The following is a 17949-nucleotide window of genomic DNA, read 5'->3' as shown; positions in this document are numbered from 1 at the left end:
TCCGCAAATCCCGCGTCAGACTCGCTCAGAATTTCCGTTCCCTTCGCATACGCTACCGATCCGCCAATCTTTTTCGCACGAGCCTCCAGCGCGTCCTTCACGGTCACGACATCGGGGTCTCTCCGGTTGCCTCCCCATGACCCCGTCATCTCTCCACTGTTATCGGCGAGCGGCCCAATTAACGCGATCTTCTTCACACTCTCAGACAACGGCAACACCGGCGATCCCGTCCCCGGTCCCTCATTCTTGAGCAGCACAATCGCTTCTTCAGCAGCCGTTCTCACCAGCGGCCGATGCTCCGCCACTGCAGACGTGACCTCAGGCCCCTCTGCGTATGGATGCTCGAAAAGTCCCATCGCAAACTTGACGCGCAGCACCCGGCGCGCGGCCTCATCCACAACGCTCATCGGAACCGTGCCGGATTTCACCAGCCCCGGCAGCTCTGCATCGTAGTAATGCGACATCATGTCTATGTCCACGCCGGCCATAATCGCCTTGCGCGCGGCTGTGGCCGGATCCAATGCGATCCCGTGATTTCGCAACTCCATCACGGCCGTGTAGTCGCTCACCACGAACCCATTGAACCCCCAGCGATCGCGTAGAACATCCTGCAGCAGATATCGGTTCGCCGATGCCGGTACGCCATTCAACGCATTGAACGCGCTCATTATGGTCGCGGCGCCCGCTTCAACCGCGGCCTTGTACGGTGGCAGATAATCCTGCTGAAGCCGGCTTTCCGACATATCCGTCGTGTTGTATTCCCGCCCCGCCTCTGCCGCGCCGTACGCCGCAAAATGCTTTACCGAGGCAGCCACGCTGGTTGGCAGGGACAGATCGTCTCCCTGGTACCCGCGAATGTAAGCCCGCGCAATCGCCGCTCCAAGATAGGCGTCCTCGCCAGCTCCCTCCTGCGTTCTACCCCAGCGCGGATCGCGCGAAATGTCCACCATCGGCGAGTAAAACCAATCCACTCCTCCCGTCCTCGCCTCCGTCGCCGAAATGTGTGCGAGCGACGTCACCAGTTCTGGATCGAATGTCGCTGCAAGGCCAAGCGGAATTGGATAGACCGTCTTGTACCCGTGAATGATGTCCGCCCCGAACATCAACGGAATATGCAGTCGGCTCTTCTCGACGGCCGCATGCTGCAGCGCATTCGTGCGCGCCTGCCCCACTGTGTTGAGCATCGATCCCAGGCGTCCCGTTGAAACCAGTTGCATCGCATCGACCTTGTCCTTCGTCGATGGATTCTTTCCCGGTGTCGCCGCCACCTCCGCTGCTGTTTGCGCCTGTCCGTCATAGCCGCTGTCGCTGTATTGCACCAGTTGCCCGAGCTTCTCCTCGAGCGTCATCTGCTTCAACAGCGCCTCAACCCGCTTCTCAACAGCCGGTGAAGCCAGCTGCGAATTCGATGGAGGAGCGTGACGAGTGTGTCTCATTTGCGCCTGACCAAATGAGAAAGGAACTGCGGTCAAACATGAAAATACAAATGCAGCCAACGTCGATACAGTGGCTTTACGAATTCTCTTCTTCTTGAGAGTGTCAATCTGTAATGGATTCTTCATCGTGCTCCCAGTTCCTCTTCAATCAAATGCGTCATTTCAAATCCGTGATTTCTATCAACGCCAATCCGTTCACAGGCAACGACAGTTTCAGCCGGGCATCTTTCAACACGGACTTCTCTGGAGGCGGCAACGCCGAAGCCTCATTCAGTGCTGCGACCTGCTTCATCGTGGGATACCGCGGACTTCCCATCGACTTGTACAACGTCATTGGATTTCCATGCGATCCGTCCACACGTTCAATCGAGACCTTCGCCTGGGCAGAAGTGCCCTTGAAATTCAGGTGCAGTGTCAACGGGGATCCCTGCAACATGTCCATCTCGACCAGGTTCCACGCCGCTACCACGAGTGTCCCGTCCCCCCGTCGCGTCACCAGAACGTTGTCAGCTGCGTTCGCCAGCCGCACATTTCCAAGCCGATGCAGAAGCGCAAAATCATAGAAACTCGGCTTCTTGATTCGTCCCGGCGCAATCAATCCGAATCCGCCGTCGAATGGCGTAGACTTGACGCCGCCCTCTTCGAAGACGTCATCAAATGTCCAATACGACATCATGCTTACGTTCCCATCACACTGGCTGATATCACGAGCCAGTGCCGGGCCTACATACCAGTTGTCGCGTGCGTTGAGATCGCCATACGATGGAACATTCCACTCTGTCCACATCAGTGGCAGCCGAGGAAATGCCGATGCCTCGATCTCACCGTGCACCTTCGCAATCGCGCGGCACACCCGGTCGTGCATTGGAATGTCTTCCTTCGTGCCGAACATGTCCTCGACCGAATCGTCAGCGTATCCATGCGTGGAAACGAAGGCCACCGGTACTTGCTGCTCTTTTGCATGGCTTAAAAACTCGGGGACCCAATGCGCCGCAGCAGTTGCCGGGCCGCCAACGCGAAGGCGCGGACTCACGCTCTTCAGCGCGCGCGCAGTGTGGTCGTACAGCGCAAAATAGGTTGTCTGCTTGGGATCGCCCGCCCAGAAGTCAATGTTGGGTTCGTTCCAGACTTCGAAGTACCACTGCGCGACTTCATCGATCCCATAACGATCGACAAGATGCTGCGCAAACGCTCGCATCAGCGCATCCCATCTGCCATAGTCCTTCGGCGGCGAGACGTTCTGCTTGTACCAGAAAGGATGAATCGCTTCCTTGGCCGCAAGTTTGCGTGGCATGAAGCTGATCTCGACAAATGGCCTTACACCGCGTTCCAGCAGCCCGTCGTAAATCTGGTCGACGCAGGTGAAGTTGTAAACCGGATTCCCCTTGTCATCCTCGTCGTAGACCCCCACCTCATCATGCAAGATCGCGTGAAACCGCACATAGCGCATGCCGGCCTGGTCGTGCACATCCGCCAAATCCTTCAGATAACCGTCGCGCAATGCAAGAATCGCGCGCCCCGACCCAAACGTCTGCTCCCAGAAATGCGGGAAGGGATGTGGCGCAGCAGTCGCGTCAATCGTCACCTCCTGCACCGGCGCCTGCGCGGCCAAAACTCCCGCCGCAATGGCCACCCCAAGTAAAACAGTCAAACTGCGAATCGTCATCGTCGCTCTTTCTTTTTCGATCTGGGATTCCGCGAGCTCTCGGTCTATAACAGTACTTGGGGGCTGTGATCGAAGCCGCCGACTATACCGTCTGGATCCGCAGCATCACCTTTCGCCGCCCAGACGTGTCGGCTTCATCGGCACCAGGGCCCCACGTACGCACATGGCCGACGATCGCATCTCAAGTCTTCAACGCCGTCGCCTCCTTCAGGCTCTCGGCCTCGTTACTGCATCCGCAATAGCCCCGCGCGGCCTTCGGCCCCTTCTTGCGCAGAGCGGTGCAATTAAGCTCTTCCCAGGCATTCGCTTCGACGAGATCGCCCAGCGAGCGGGCCTCAACTTCGTAACTCGCAACTGCGCTACACCCAACAAGAACCAACCCGAAACCATGGTTGCCGGTGTCGCTCTGTTTGACTTCGACAACGACGGCTTTCTCGACATTTACTGCGTCAACGGCGCCGAGATCCCTTCGCTTGAAAAGACGACACCGGCTTACTGGAATCGCCTCTTCCGCAATAACCATGACGGCACATTCACCGACGTCACTGAAAAAGCGGGTGTCGCTGGCGCAGGCTACGGCATGGGCGTCGCCATCGGCGACTTCGACAACGACGGCAATGCGGACATCTTCGTCGCCAATGTTACCGGCAACCAACTCTTTCGCAACAACGGCAACGGAACCTTCACCGACGTAACAGCCAAAGCCGGCGTCGCTGGAGCGCACGCCCATGGCAAGAAAATGTGGTCCGTCGGAGCGGGCTGGTTCGACTACAACAACGATGGATTGCTCGATCTCTTTGTCGTCAACTACTGCCATTGGGAGGTCAACAAGGATCCCTTCTGCGCGCTCAAAGAGGGCCTGCGCGCCTACTGCCATCCCAATCTTTACCTGCCGCTGCACAACACTCTCTATCGCAATAATGGCGACGGCACATTCACTGACGTCTCGCACGAAACCGGCATCGACGCTTTCTTCGGCAAGGGCATGGCAGTGACCTTCGCCGATATCGACGGCAGCGGCTTTCTCTCGGCCTTCGTAACCAACGACACCATGCCCAACTTCCTCTTCCGCAACGTTGGCGGAAAGAAGTTTGAAGAGATTGCCGTCGCCGCCGGTGTTGCCTACTCGCCCGATGGCGACGCTCTCTCCGGCATGGGAGCCGATTTCCGCGACATCAACAACGATGGCCTGCCTGACATCTGGCACACCGCTGTCGAGCACGAAGAATTCCCGCTCTACATCAATCAGGGCGGCGGTACATTCGTCGATGCCAACAACACCAGCGGCCTGGGGCCACTCACCAACCGCATGACCGGTTGGAGCAACGGCATTTACGACTTCGACAATGACGGCTGGAAGGACCTCTTCGTCGCTCGCGCCAACGTCATGGACAACATTCAGCAGGCCATCCCCGCGCAGGCCTACCCTGAGCCCAACTCCGTCTTCCGCAATCTCGGCAACAGCAAGTTTCAAGACGTCAGTTCCAGCGCAGGGCCCAGCTTCCAGATTGCCGGCGCACATCGCGGCGCGGCCTTTGGCGACATCTTCAACACCGGACGCATCGACGCCGTCGTCTCCAGTCTCAACGAGCCCATCAAACTTTTCCGTAACACCGGTGCAGAGGGCCAGCATTGGCTTCTGCTGCGCCTCGTCGGCACACGCAGCAACCGCATGGGTCTTGGCGCGCAGATCAAAATCATCACCGCTGATGGTCGCTCCCAATGGAACGAAGCGACAACGGCCGTCGGCTACGCGTGTTCCAGCGACCCGCGCGTTCACTTCGGCGTTGGCTCGAATACGCACATCAAAGAAATCCAGATCACCTGGCCCAGCCGCACGATTCAGCGACTCACAAATGTCGCCGCAGACCAGATCCTCACCATCGAAGAGCCAAAGTCCTGACCCACTTTTAAAGGATGTGCACGCTGACGTCGCGATCTCAAGCGGCCGCGACTTCAACGAGCGGCGGCCTTGAGAGGAGTGGAAGAGAGCGCAGTTTCTCTGAAAATACTTTGGCGTTCTCATTTCACCGATTCGATCTCGCGTCCATTGCGTCAGTAATCTCCACTGTGCCCTCAGCCGACGCCTGTTCCGCCTGCTTTTTGCGCGCAAACTCTGTCCGCGCCTGTGCCGCGTCCTGCGTTCGGCCCACGTGCGCGTATGCCGTTGCCAGCGCAAGGTCAATTCTTCCCTCCTGTGGAAATGCCTTGCGCGCAATTTCCAACTCCGGCACGGCCCGCTCATACGCGCCCGTATCCAGCAGCAGTAGGCCAAGCAGGTAATGCCCAAGCGGAAGATTAGGTTCCAGTTGCACCGCCTCCTCCGCATACTTGAGCCCCGCGGCCGAATCCACCTTGTACTCGGCGACCGCGATATGCAACCGCGGCAGAACACTCTTCGGCTGCTCTGCGATCTCCGCTTCGAACTCCTTGACAGCTCCTGCGATGTCGCGCGCATCCACCAGTTCGCAACCATACGCGTAGTGCACAAGCGGGAAGTGCGGCGTGCGCGCGATCACCTGATCGAACTCTGTCTTCGCCGCCTCGTACTCTTTCGCCCCGCTCAAGCAGGCCCCGCGGCCCACGTGTTGCACCACCTGTCCGGCTTCGGTGGCCGGGTCTGGCGGTGCTGCGTCGCGCATGCGTAGCGCAACCATTCCGAAGGTTCCCGCCAACTCACTGCTGCGCATGCCATTCAGGCAAAGTGAGGTGAGTGCCGCTTTGGCAGCCTCAAACTGCCCGGCCCGCTGCAGCAAGACGCCATCGTGATACATCACCACGTCGCGCAACTGCTTGTCCTCCAGCACGCCCAGCGTTTTGCTTGTCTCGATATCCTTGAGTGCGCGCTCGGGTTGTCCCAGTTCGAACTCGCATAGCCCCAGCATCGCGTGTGCTGTCCCCTGTTTTGGATCCAATGCCACTACTCTTTCGAAGGCCAGGGCCGCCTCGGCATACCTGTCGGCGTCGTAGTGGAGCGTTCCCAGCGACCACCAACCTTCCACCCATTTCGGATTGAGCGCCAGCGCCCGGCTGTATGTTTGAACCGCCTCATCAAGCCGTCCCGCATCTCGCGCTTCATCGGCGCTCTTGGCCAGGGCCTCAAATGTCTTCGATCCTGTCGCGGAATCTCCCGCAGGGGGACCCTGGGATTGCGCGGATGCCGTACTGCATTCGATTGCGAAACTCGGAGCAATCAGCATTGCTGCCATCGCAACTACCGACCATGCTGAACGAGCTGGACCCGGTCCCCGCATCTATCCTCGGAGCGACATCAGTTCTGATGGACTCTCAAAACAGTGTAGAGAAAAAGCCGCTGCCAAGCGTCTGAAACTCCAGCGCATCGCAAACGGCTAAAGTTTAAAAAATCTCCCCGCTCCGAGGAACGGGGAGAGAATGGGAGGCCAGAGTTAGAACTTAAAGTGGAACTCGCCTTCAATGGTCCGCGAACCAAGTGCGTTCTGCGCACGCCCGAAGTTCGAGTCGGGAATGTTGGCATCAATGTTCGCGAGATTCACAGTGTTAAACAAGTTGAATGCGTTGGCGCGGATTTCGATGCGTGCACCCTCACCCAGCACCTTCATGGATGGCAACCCGAATGCCTTGGTCAGCGCCAGATCGAGATCGTGGTAATTCGGACCCACGAAAGCGTTGCGGCCAAGCCCTGGAACGCCGGGAAGCGGCGTAGGAGTTGGAACTGTGGAGGTCGTACTCCAACCAGGCTGCGTGTTGTTGATTACTGCGGGAGCAGTAAAGTACGCCGTCCCGCCCTTCGGGAAGTGTCCAGCGCTCGTCTTGAATGAATCGCTCGACTGGCTGCTGCCGGCGCCGCCGGCATAGGAGGCGGGACGCAGGTTGCAGTTGCCACTGTTGGGATAGAACGCGTTGCATGAGATTCCGCCGTATGTCGGATTGAACGGGAAGCCCGAGTGGTAGTTGAAAATTGGGCTCACCGTCCAGCCGCCCACCACCTTCTCGGCCCAGCTATTGCTGTGGAAGAACACGGGACTCCATACGCCGAAAATCTTGATCATGTTGCGCGAATCGAAGTCCGATGGACCCCAGTTGTATCCGGGCAGGAACTGGTAGTCCGGCTCACTGTATGGGCCAGACCCGCCGTCGAGAGAATGCGCCCACCTATATTGCACATCAGCTTCAAACGTGTGCGAAAACGTGTGCCGCAGGTCGGTCAGCAGCGAGTTGAAGCTGGATGTGCCGGTGTCTTCATACCAGTCGATCGAATTCACTGCCGGATTGAAGGCCGCACTGCCAGCGATAATCTGCGGCGCGTACTTGTTGTAGAGGTTGTACTGGAGCGGCAGATGACGGCCTGAACTGCCGGAGTAACCCAGCGTTGCCACCCAGGAATGCCCCAGATCATACTGTCCCTCTAGCGAATAGCGATAGACGTAGGTTGTCTTGAGCTTGTTGTCGATTCCCGTAATACCGACAGCAACGCCGCCCGTGGGCAGGTTTGCCGAGTCGAATGTTGAAATAAGCGCAGGATTGGCGGGCAACGCACCATATTCATAGATGTTGGATGCGGTGCCATAGACAATTTCCGAGCCCGTCAGAGTATTGCTGTTGGTCAGGAACGGCGGATCGAAGCGCGTGTTGGTAGTGATCGCCTGCTCCAGTCCGTTGAAGCTCATGCCGAAGCCACCGCGCAGTACGAGCTTGCCGCCATCCCGCGCCGGGCTCCATGCAAAACCAAATTCCGGTCCAAAGTTGCCCTTCTGCGCATCGACCTGCGGCTGGTTCAGCACGATAGCCAAGTTGGTGAACGTCGCCGGACCCCTTCCGAGATTGAGGCGCGGATTGTTGCCCTTCTTTTCGGTCATGCCGGCAAAATATTCCCAGCGGAGGCCGAGGTTGAGCGTCAGGTTTGGCCGAACCTTCCAGTCATCCTGAACGAAGACCGACGGAATATATTGCCGGTCATCCTTCCGCGACATGGTAGGAATGCCCGTGGTCGGATCTGCGCCGGAGACGGTCTCCGTCGTGGGCGCATCATTCAAGAAGTCCCAGTAGTTGTTGAAGTAGAAGTTTTGGCTCGCGGCCCAGGTTGCGGAGTCAAGATAAGCCAGGCGCGTGTATTGGCCGCCAAACTTCAGGTTGTGACTCTTGTAAACCTTGGTCAGTACGTCTTTGATGTTCAACGTCCATTGATCGAAGATGCTGCCGATGCTGGGGCCAAAGTCCGCAGGTCCATTCCCGCCATTAAAGGTCACATTTGAGAACGACACACCGTTATTCAACGCGATGTAATCGTTAGGCAAGCCCAATGGTGATTGCGGATTGTCCGCCAGTTCGTTCCACTTCCAGCCGGCGTAATCCCCGCGGGCTTCGTTCAGCAGGGTGGGAGAAAACGTGTGGTTATACAAGAGCCCTGTCGAGTAGTTCAGAGCGTTGTGGTAGAAAATGTTGGACGCTCGCTGCGCACCGTTGTAGCTAGTGCTGTTCACTGGAACATAGTAGATGTCATATGCCAGCAGGTCCCTGTCGGTCAGCTGGTAGTCGAGGCGACCGTTGTATTGCTCATTGATCGTGTTGCTGGGGCCAACCGTCGACACGTAAAACAGATCGGCAGCTCCGTCCATATTGGCGGCATAACTTCCGCTTCCGTTGCCACCCAGGCCTGGTGTGTACACTTTTCCGGATGTTGTCGTCACCGGATTTGCAAATGATGGATCGTGGTTGCCGAGGCCAATCGTCAGCGGCTTACCCAGATCCAGTCCCTGCCCCTGAATCCAGTTGCAATTCACACCCTGGATCAGCCCGACGTCCACGCATTGGTGGTGGTCGGATGGGCCCTCGAGAACACTCTGGTAAACAACACCTGCGCCCTTGATGCCGGTGAATTTGCTGGCGATGGAGCCTGTGGGCGCTGAACTGTCAAGACTGGACGTGTCGTACCAGCCACCGCCAGTCACTGTTCCGGTGTTGCGGATGGTGTCGTACCCGAAGAAGAAGAACAGCCGGTTGCGCAAAATCGGTCCACCGACGGTCCCGCCATACTCGTTGTACTTGGCATTGTTGCGCTGCGGATTGTTGTTCGGATCGTACCGCTGATAGGCATTGAGCCCGGGGCGATCCAGTTTGAAAAGCGCGGTGCCGTGAAACTGATTTGTGCCGTTCTGCGAAATCATCTGGATCTGTGCGCCGCTGAACCGGCCCAACTCGGCGTCATATGGATTCGTGACGACCTTCATTTCCTTGATGGTGTCGGGATTGGGCGTAATCACCGCGGCAGAACCCCAGGTCACGCTGCTGATCTGGACGCCGTCAAGCGTGATGCCATTGGTATCGTTGCGGCCGCCGTTGCCGAAGACTTGCGGCTTGTTCTCGGTCTGATACGGACCTGAGCTTGCGCCCACACTGCCGTCACCCTGGTTGCCAGGAAGACTGAATGTGCCGCCTCCGGCATTCTGTGAGCTGTCGCCAAACATGCCGGGAGCCAGTTGAGCCAGTTGCAGCGGGTCACGGCCAAAGTCAGGCATCTTCGCAAAATCTTCCTGGGTGATCGTTCCGCTTATGCTTCCGGTTTCGGTATCGATTGCCGGCGCGTCTGAGGCATTCACGGTCACCGTCTCTGCCTTACCGCCAATCTCCATGACCACGTTCAGCGCATTCGCCTGCTCGGCGATAACGCGGACTCCGTCCATAACCTTGGTCTTGAATCCGTCTCTTCTCACCTCCAGCTTGTAGGTGCTCGGGGGAAGTGCGTTGAACGTGAAGTTTCCCGAGGCATCGCTAGTGGCCGTGATTACGTGGTTGGTTTCCTGGTCAGTAAGAAGAAGCTGCGCTCCCGGAATCATGGCGCCCTGGGAGTCCGCGACCGTTCCCTGCAGGCTGGCTCTGTATTGGGCTTGAACGGGTAGGACGTACAGGGCAAATAGCACAAGCACTAGCTGCCACCACCCGCTCCTTATGCGCACAGAACCTCTGGATTCACAGCGGCCCGGCATCGAGCAATTTACGGCGTTCGCTTGCATCACGATCTCCTCAAAAAAGCAGTTGCATTGATACATTCAGTCGAATCTGTCCAAGTTGCGCAAACGATTGCGCAACGGATTAAATAGGTAACACCGCGCACATGTCACTGTCAATAATGAAGTTTTCAATCGCCTTCTGGGATTCGAGATTCGCGCACGGAAGAGACGCCTTTTTGCCCAACTAATTCGTTTTTGCGCTCATTTTGACGTGTTGGATTCCTCGCCACAGATCCCTGCCCCGCACGCTGGGTCCCACCGTGGTCTTCGAGCCCCTTCGAACAGTGCGATAGTTGCCGGATGTATGCTGGTCGGCGGGAATGACAGCCCGTATTTCGCCTCAAGGGAGCCAGATTATCTTGAAAACGGCAAGCTCGCGATCTTCCGCCAGGCGCATCGACGCGAAACTGGTCTCTTCCGCGATTTTCCTATCCCTCTTCATCGGAGTTCTCGCAGCATCGGCGGCGCCGCGTACGCCAATTTCGCTGCATCCTGACGACGTTCTGCCCACCGGCAACCAGTGGATTTCACTGCCGGACATCCGCGCGAGCGACGGCGCCCTCGGTACCTTCAACGTGCTCTCGATGCATCACCGCGGACTGCTCCAGGTAAGCGGCGAACGCGGCAGCCCCGTCCTTCAGCCCTATTTCACAGCCGACGGAAAGCCATTCGATTTCCAGAATCCCTCCTGGGAACTCCTCGCATACTGGATTCCCACGGCACACAAGTTCATCAGTGGGCTTGACGCCTCTCTGACCTGGTGCGCACCACCCGATTCGCGTGCAGCTTTTCTGCGCATGACACTCACTAACCATCGCACCGAACCCGTCGAGATTACTCTCGGAGTCAAAGCGAACTTTGGCTCCCTCAATCGCGTCACCTACGTGCCCGTCGAACTGCGCGGCGAGCGCATTGTTGGCGCCGCACCCTGGGTTGATCCGGCTGAAGTTTTCAGCTACATCACCACTGACACTGACTTCGCCTGGGCGCTGCTTCATCCTGGTTCAAAGGCGAACATCACCGTACCGCCCACCACTGCAACGCCTTCCGTCGACGCAAACCAGACCAGGACTCTCGCGCCCGGCGAATCTGTAGAATCGATTTTCGTGCTTTCAGCAGGAATCGAAGAATTCAGCGCAGCGCACAACGCTCGCGCTTTGCGTGAGCAGATCGATCGCAATGGCGCCGAAGCCATGATCGAACAAACCGCCGCGTGGCTCTCAAAGCGAACGCGCACCACGGGACAGGCGGATCTCGATCTCCTCATGAATCGCAATTTTCTCTTCACCGAGCTCTACGCCTGGGGCCGCACCATCGATACCGAACAGTTCGTCGGCGTCACCTCGCGCAGTCCGCGCTACTATGTCTCCGCTGCCTATTGGGACAGGGACGCGATGCTGTGGAGCTTTCCCGCCCTGCTCGACATCGACCCTCCCATGGCACGCGACGCGCTCGAATACGCGCTTACGACGCAGTTGCGCAACACCGGTACGCACAGCCGCTTCATTGACGGCATTGTCCTTGAAGACGGTTTTCAACTCGACGAAGCTACTGCACCGGTCCTCGCCCTCGCGGCATACGTGGAGCGAACCAACGACAACGCGTTCCTCGCCGAACATCAGTCCGCACTCACGCTCTTCCGCGACCGGCTCATCGGCCGCTACGATCCTGCTACCGGTCTCTACTCCTCGCTGCAGGACTCGCAGGACGAATTTCAGAAGCTGCCCTTCATCACCTACGACAACGCCCTCGTCTGGCGCGCCTTCACTGACCTCGCCGACCTCTACAAGCGCCTGACCGATCTCAATGAATCACAGGAAATGACAAGACGCGCCGCAGCGCTGCACGAGGCGGTGCTTGTCCACTGCGTCTCGCCATCAGCGCCCAATGCCGGCGGTCCTATCTTCGCCTCCGCGACAGACGGCAAGAATTATGTCTTCACCGAAATCCCGCCCGGCTCGCTATTCAAGCTGCCGGCTCTCGGCTTTGTTCCTGAATCCGACCCAACCTTCACGCGCACGTATCAGTGGCTTCGCTCAAAGAACTACCAATACTCCTACGCAGACCAGCCCTACGGACTGCCGGGAAGCTATCGCCTTCCCTTCACAACTTCATGGAGCATCGCCGACAACTTGCAATTGACCGCAGGCCGCGATCAGGCACTCAAGATCCTTCGCGCCAGCAACTGGGACGGAGGCATCATCACGGAAGGCGTTGACCCCGCCACGGCCCGCATGGACCAGGCTGGCCGTGCCTTTGCCACCGCAGCCGGCTACGTAGCTCACGCCATCTGCCAGATTTCGTGCACCGACAACCCCAAATGACCGCGCTCTTCAGCAATCAGATCCATATGATTCGCTGTACCCAAGCTTTCCAAACAGAGGATCCAGACAAGTGAACATCTCCCGGTGCTTAAAACGAATTTCCTCGTGCGCAATCGTTTCTACTCTATTCGCAGCCGCATTTCTGCTTCCAGTGCAAGCGTACGCAGCCGATGATTACTACCGCCACGTCATCTTCGATAACAGCCTGAACAAAAACACCTACTACTTCAGCCACGGTCAAGCCAACGGCCAAAGCTTCATCGAACAGCAAGATGGTCGCCTTCCCGTCGAGACCAAAAACTTCAGAACGCCCCCAAATGCAATTCGCCTTCAATGGCAGTCCGCACCCAACGGCGGCTGGAATGCTGCAATTTCCCTGCTCGACTTCCGAAATCGACGCCCCGGCCTCGACGGCCACAACCTCTACTTTTCCATCTACACGCCGCAGCCAATCTCCGCCGCCGACATGCCCCTGCTGGTGCTGTCCACTTCGAGCGAGGGCCTGCAGGTCGCCGAATTCCCCGCCAGCTTCAGCGCCGCCATCAATCTCGGCAAATACACCGGTGACGTGCCCGGAGGACGCTGGATCGAAGTGCGCATTCCGCTTGGTGACATTCAATCCGCATCCATCTACCAATTTCGCCCGGAATACATCCAGAGCCTCACTTTCTATCAAGGAAACGCTGACAATATCCGCCACACCCTCATCGTCGATGAGATCCGCGTTGCCGATGCCCCCACTCCGCACAGTGCATTAGCTGCGCCCACCGATCTCCGCGCCACCGGCTACGATCGCCACGTCGAACTCGAATGGAACTCCGCCGATCCTCGCGATCTGGCCCGCTACGTCATCTACCGCTCCGAAGACGGCGGCAAATTCACCCCCATCGGCACGCAGATCCCGGGCATCCACCGCTACGAAGACTTTCTCGGCAAGTCCGGCGTGCACGCGAGCTACAAAATCGCCGCAGCAGATTGGAGCTACCACGAGTCCCCGCAATCGAACGAAGCTTCCGCGTCCACTCGCGAACTCAGCGACGACGAATTGCTCACCATGATGCAGCGCGCCTGCTTCCATTACTACTGGGAGGGGGCCGATCCTCACTCCGGTATGACGCGCGAAAACATCCCCGGCGACGAACGTATCGTTGCCACTGGCGCGAGCGGCTTCGGCATCATGTCGCTCATGGTGGGCGTCGATCGCAAATTCATAACGCGCGCCGAAGGGGTCGAACGCCTCACCAAAATCGTCAACTTCCTCGAGCACGCCCAGCGCTATCACGGAGTCTGGTCTCACTACATGAATGGCAGCACCGGCCAGACCATGCCCGTCTTCGGCATGTTCGACAACGGCGGCGACCTCGTTGAAACCTCATTCCTGATGCAGGGTCTGCTCGCCGCGCGTCAATATTTCCATGGCTCCGATCCGGCGGAGCAATCCCTCTACAACCGCATCACTGCGCTTTGGAACTCCGTCGAATGGGACTGGCATCGGCAAAATCCCACCAGTGATTTTCTCTATTGGCACTGGTCCCCGCAGTGGGCATTTCAGATTCACCACCCGCTCATCGGCTTTAACGAAACGATGATGACTTACCTGCTCTCCATCGCGTCTCCCACGCACGGAGTTCCCGCATCGATGTACTACTCAGGCTGGTCCTCGCAATCGGAGATGGCGCAGCAATATCGCCAGGGTTGGTCCGGCACGACCGACGGAAACCATTACTCGAATGGCCATACGTATTACGGCATCAAGCTCGATGTCGGCGTCGGACCCGGTGGCCCACTCTTCTTCACCCACTACTCCTTCATGGGCATGGATCCCCACAGCCTTCACGATCGCTTCACCACTTCGTACTTTGATAACAATCGCAACATCGCCCTCATTAATCGCGCATACTCGATCGCGAATCCCAAGCACTACGCCGGCTACGGTCCAGATGCGTGGGGCCTGACCGCCAGCGACGGACCTCACGGATACGCAGCCCAAGCGCCCGACGAGGCCGACGACATCGGCAACATCACTCCCACAGGTGCGCTCGCATCTTTCCCTTACACACCTGAAGCATCGATGTCCGCGCTCAAGCACTACTACCGCGATTACGGCGACACCATGTGGGGCGTCTACGGCCTCCGCGATGCCATCAATCCCAGCGCTAACTGGATCTCACCCATCTACATGGGCCTGAATCAGGCACCCATTGTTGTCATGATCGAGAATTACCGCACCGGCCTCGTCTGGAAAAACTTCATGTCCAACCCAGAAGTTACGACGATGCTAAAAAACCTCGACGCCGCCACCGCAACCGCCCAACATCCAAACCAGTGAAGGTGTCATCCTGAATGTAAAAAGTGTCATCCTGAGCCCCGCAAGCTTGGGGCCCAGCGGACAACGTCCGTGGGGTCAGCGGGGCGAAGGATCTGCTTTGCTTCTGGTTTGTAAAGGAGCCGGAGCGGGTGCCGCAGGTCTCGTCCGCCGCGGCGGTTAAGACCTGGGTTGCGGAGCATCATCCCTGCGGAACTTCTCGCACGATGTTCCCATGCCCCCCAGAATTCGCCAGAAACCGAGGCGACAACTCCCCTGCCGCAATCACCACCGCCGGGATCAGAAACACCAGCGAATTGAGCACCCACATCTCCGCGCCCGCCGCTACCTGATCCTTCAGCGAAGTCAAAAAACAAATTCGCCCCGCCGCAGCATACGACGGATACAGCACGCGCCCCGAAAAAGCGAGCGTCGCAGACAACACGGTGTTGAGAATATCCGCGCTGAGCAGGTATGGGATCATCGCCCATCGAGGCCACCGTGCACGCGAAGGCCACGGCGCCAGCACCACCCACCAGAATCCAAGCGAAGTCACGAAGAAACAAACGTGTTCGAAATCGTGAATCCATTCATGGCGGAACGTAAGCTCAAAAGCCGCCGGAACATGCCATCCCATGTATGCCAGGTTCATTGCGATCCACGCAAACACCGGGTGCGTCAACGCATCTACAATCGCTCTAATCCATCCCGCGCGAAACAACGGCTGCAACCAGAGGCGAATGATGACCCGCGGCATCCCCCGCAAGAGCGGCACCACCGGTGCTCCCAGCACAATCAATGGCGGCACAACCGACATTAAGATGAAGTGCTGAATCATGTGCGCCGTGAGCAGATAATCGTCCAGCGCATCAATCGGCGAAGCCAGCGCGATCCACAGCGCAATGAGCCCCGCAATAAAACAGGATGCGCGCCAGACCGGCAGTTCCCGTTCACGCGTCGTGCGCGCCAATCTCCACCCCCGCAGGTACAGCAGAAGGCCGATTAACAGGGAAGCCAGCGGCAGCAAAGGCCAGGACCACGTGCGCAGCAAATCGTCCAGTGCCGGTGTATCGCTCAGATCCGCGTAAATCATATTCAGGCACATTGTTCAGCGACTCTCCATAGGTCAGATCACCGCGCCGGAGTCTGACCTGCTCCGCGTTCCACCGTCGAATCGCTCGGCACGCCGCCCTGCCGAACGACTTGCCGCGATGCGTCCTCTGAGGCAGGTTGGTAATTGGGATGGAGGGTCTCAAGAAAACGCACCAGCGCGGTTGTCTCAGCTGGCGAAAGCGCACTGCCATACGCAGGCATGTTTCCGCCGCCCAGCAGCACCTGCCTGTAGAGCTGATCTTCTGTCAGGCGAGTCGCCACTTCATCCAGCGCCGGCCCGCGCTCGCCGCCGCGCCCACCAAGCTGATGGCAGTTGCGGCATTGCTTCTCCTGCAGAACGTTCGCTCCCTGCCGCTCCAGCGGCGTGCGACTCTGCAGCAATTTTGGAGGCACCTCCGCGCCACTCCACGCATCCATCTTCGGACTCCACGGCGTATACGTGCCCAGATTCGTGAGTATTCCCCAACACACCGCGATAAACATCACCGAGATCACCGCAACCGGTCGTCGCCACCAGCTCTTCTCCCCTACTCCGGCAACAAGCGGCAATCCCAGCAGCACCGCCACGCCAACCACCGGCGCAATCAGAATGAATGGCGTCTCCATCTCGGGCGGCAAGAATGACAGCACCGTGTAGATCCACAGAAAGAAAAAGTCAGGCTTGGGAACCGTGTTGATAATCGTCGGATCGGGCACGCCCTTCGGCCCGTACGGTCCGAATATTGCCGCGCAGCATGCAACCGCAAACAGAATCGCCGCCGAAAAAACCAGGTCCTTCCACACTGCACCGGGCACAAATGGAATCCCATCCGAATGTGCGAGTTTGTTGTACTCCTCGACATATGTTTCGCGCCGTACGATGCGTCCCGGCATCGGCCACTCGTTAACCCCGAGTTTCAACACCATCCACACGTGCAGAGCTGTGAACACAAGCAAGGTTCCCGGAATCACAAACACGTGCAGCGCAAAAAACCGCGTCAGCGTTGCGCCATTGATGATCGGCCCACCCAGCAGCAGGTACACCAATTCTCCGCCGATCAACGGCACGCGCCCCACGATTGATGCGCCGATGCCGAGGCCCCAGTACGCATCCTGGTCAAAGCGCAGCACCTGCCCTGTAAACGCCATGGCCAGGGTCATCAGCAGCATAAAAACGCCGACGATCCACGTCAGCTCCCGGGGAAACTTGTAAGCGCCAAACAGAAACACTTGCGCCATATGGATCAGCACGACGGCGACCATGAAGTTCGATCCCCATCCATGCATTGCACGCAAAAACCATCCCAGCGGCAGCTGATGATTCAGCAGTTCCAGCGAACTCCACGCGTGCGCGGCCGACGGAACGTAAACCAGCGCCAGCAAAATCCCGGTCACAACCTGCAGGATCAGCAACACAAGGCTCGCGCTGCCGAAGACATACCACCAGCTCGCAGTGCTTCTCGGCACCGGATGCAGCATTGCATCCTTCACGGGCCCTTCGAGTTGTACGCGCCGCTCTAGCCAATCGTAGACGCGTTTGTACCACGGCTCTTTGAGCCCGGACATGATTCAATCCTCGAAACAAGTTTCGGTACATTGGGCGAAGCAGGCGAAGGACGAGGGCTCGCGCTCGCACGATTTCGCAACGTTGGCATCTGACCAGCATTGATCAGAAGCTTGCCGCCCTGCACCTTCAGCTCATACGTGAAGAGCCCCCGCTCCGGCGGTCCCGATGCGCGGCTCCCGTCTGCGTAGTACACGCCGCCGTGACACGGACACATAAAAAGCTGCGACTCCGAGAACCACCGCACCGGGCACCCAAGATGCGCGCAGTTAATTGCAAATACAGTGAACTCCTCCGGAGCCGAACGCCGTACATACGCAGGGACCTTCGCCGTTTCTCCGTCCCACGGATCCGAAAACGGATTCTGAAACGAAATCAGCTTCGTCTCGCCCACCGAAAAGTCGTTCACGTTTCCAATCGCAATCCACTGCAGATATTCCTTGCGTCGCAATACAGGCCCCAGCAGATAGGACACTACCGGCGTCGCAATCAGCAACGCCACCGCGGCATTCAATGCGATCCCCACGTTCATCAGGAACGTTCGTCGCGTCACACGTTCAGTTTCCAGGCGCT

Annotated in this window: 10 protein-coding genes; 3 read left to right on the top strand and 7 right to left on the bottom strand. The window is 58.2% G+C overall.

The annotated features are described in order from the left end of the window. Together WA354_RS09390 and WA354_RS09385 are read right to left on the bottom strand one after the other, a co-directional pair. A partial coding sequence (locus tag WA354_RS09390; protein WP_472812748.1) for a glycoside hydrolase family 3 N-terminal domain-containing protein occupies nucleotides 1–1436 on the bottom strand: 1436 nt, incomplete at its 3' end. A gap of 157 nt (nucleotides 1437–1593) precedes the next feature. Further along, entirely contained in the window at nucleotides 1594–3102 is a 1509-nt protein-coding gene (locus tag WA354_RS09385; protein ID WP_472812747.1) for a GH39 family glycosyl hydrolase, read from the bottom strand. Between the two features lie 163 nt (nucleotides 3103–3265). Here WA354_RS09385 and WA354_RS09380 point away from each other — a divergent pair, with 163 nt between their 5' ends. Further along, nucleotides 3266–5005 carry a CRTAC1 family protein gene (locus WA354_RS09380; RefSeq protein ID WP_472812746.1) on the top strand — a complete coding sequence of 580 codons (1740 nt, stop codon included), beginning with the start codon at nucleotides 3266–3268 and terminating at the stop codon, nucleotides 5003–5005. 124 nt (nucleotides 5006–5129) lie between these two features. On the opposite strand, the gene WA354_RS09375 is transcribed toward WA354_RS09380, so the two are convergent. Further along, on the bottom strand, nucleotides 5130–6311 hold the full coding sequence (locus tag WA354_RS09375) for a tetratricopeptide repeat protein (protein WP_472812745.1): 1182 nt from the start codon (nucleotides 6309–6311) through the stop codon (nucleotides 5130–5132). 198 nt (nucleotides 6312–6509) lie between these two features. After that, the gene (locus WA354_RS09370) at nucleotides 6510–10001 is read right to left on the bottom strand and encodes a TonB-dependent receptor (RefSeq protein WP_472812744.1); all 3492 of its coding nucleotides are present in this window, start codon (nucleotides 9999–10001) and stop codon (nucleotides 6510–6512) included. Nucleotides 10002–10450: 449 nt separating this feature from the next. On the opposite strand from WA354_RS09370, the gene WA354_RS09365 reads away from it, so the two are divergent. Both WA354_RS09365 and WA354_RS09360 read left to right on the top strand, forming a co-directional pair. Then, complete coding sequence (locus tag WA354_RS09365; RefSeq protein WP_472812743.1) at nucleotides 10451–12415, top strand: glycoside hydrolase family 125 protein; 1965 nt, start codon at nucleotides 10451–10453, stop codon at nucleotides 12413–12415. A gap of 151 nt (nucleotides 12416–12566) precedes the next feature. Beyond that, on the top strand, nucleotides 12567–14744 hold the full coding sequence (locus WA354_RS09360) for a glucoamylase family protein (protein ID WP_472812742.1): 2178 nt from the start codon (nucleotides 12567–12569) through the stop codon (nucleotides 14742–14744). 178 nt (nucleotides 14745–14922) lie between these two features. Here WA354_RS09360 and WA354_RS09355 read toward each other — a convergent pair whose 3' ends face one another. The 3 genes from WA354_RS09355 to WA354_RS09345 form a co-directional block, all read right to left on the bottom strand. Then, a complete protein-coding gene (locus WA354_RS09355) occupies nucleotides 14923–15825 on the bottom strand; it encodes a cytochrome c oxidase assembly protein (protein ID WP_472812741.1) in 903 nt (300 codons plus the stop codon). 26 nt (nucleotides 15826–15851) lie between these two features. Continuing rightward, entirely contained in the window at nucleotides 15852–17378 is a 1527-nt protein-coding gene (locus tag WA354_RS09350; protein ID WP_472812740.1) for a cytochrome b N-terminal domain-containing protein, read from the bottom strand. Continuing rightward, nucleotides 17330–17949, bottom strand: a 620-nt coding sequence (locus WA354_RS09345; RefSeq protein WP_472812739.1) for a QcrA and Rieske domain-containing protein, incomplete at its 5' end; no start/stop codon positions are given. The genes WA354_RS09350 and WA354_RS09345, both read right to left, overlap by 49 nt.

Origin of the sequence: Occallatibacter sp., from assembly GCF_049802275.1 — a bacterium.
In the GTDB taxonomy this organism is placed as follows: Bacteria; Acidobacteriota; Terriglobia; order Terriglobales; family Acidobacteriaceae; genus Telmatobacter.
The sequence above is the reverse complement of the archived record's forward strand: the minus strand, read 5'-3'. Positions and strand labels throughout refer to the sequence as shown.

Coding starts and splice junctions, on each gene's coding strand:
- WA354_RS09385 (WP_472812747.1), bottom strand. CDS start 3,102: ATGACGATTCGCAGTTTGACTGTTTTACTTGGGGTGGCCATTGCGGCG.
- WA354_RS09375 (WP_472812745.1), bottom strand. CDS start 6,311: ATGGCAGCAATGCTGATTGCTCCGAGTTTCGCAATCGAATGCAGTACG.
- WA354_RS09355 (WP_472812741.1), bottom strand. CDS start 15,825: ATGTGCCTGAATATGATTTACGCGGATCTGAGCGATACACCGGCACTG.
- WA354_RS09380 (WP_472812746.1), top strand. CDS start 3,266: ATGGCCGACGATCGCATCTCAAGTCTTCAACGCCGTCGCCTCCTTCAG.
- WA354_RS09350 (WP_472812740.1), bottom strand. CDS start 17,378: ATGTCCGGGCTCAAAGAGCCGTGGTACAAACGCGTCTACGATTGGCTA.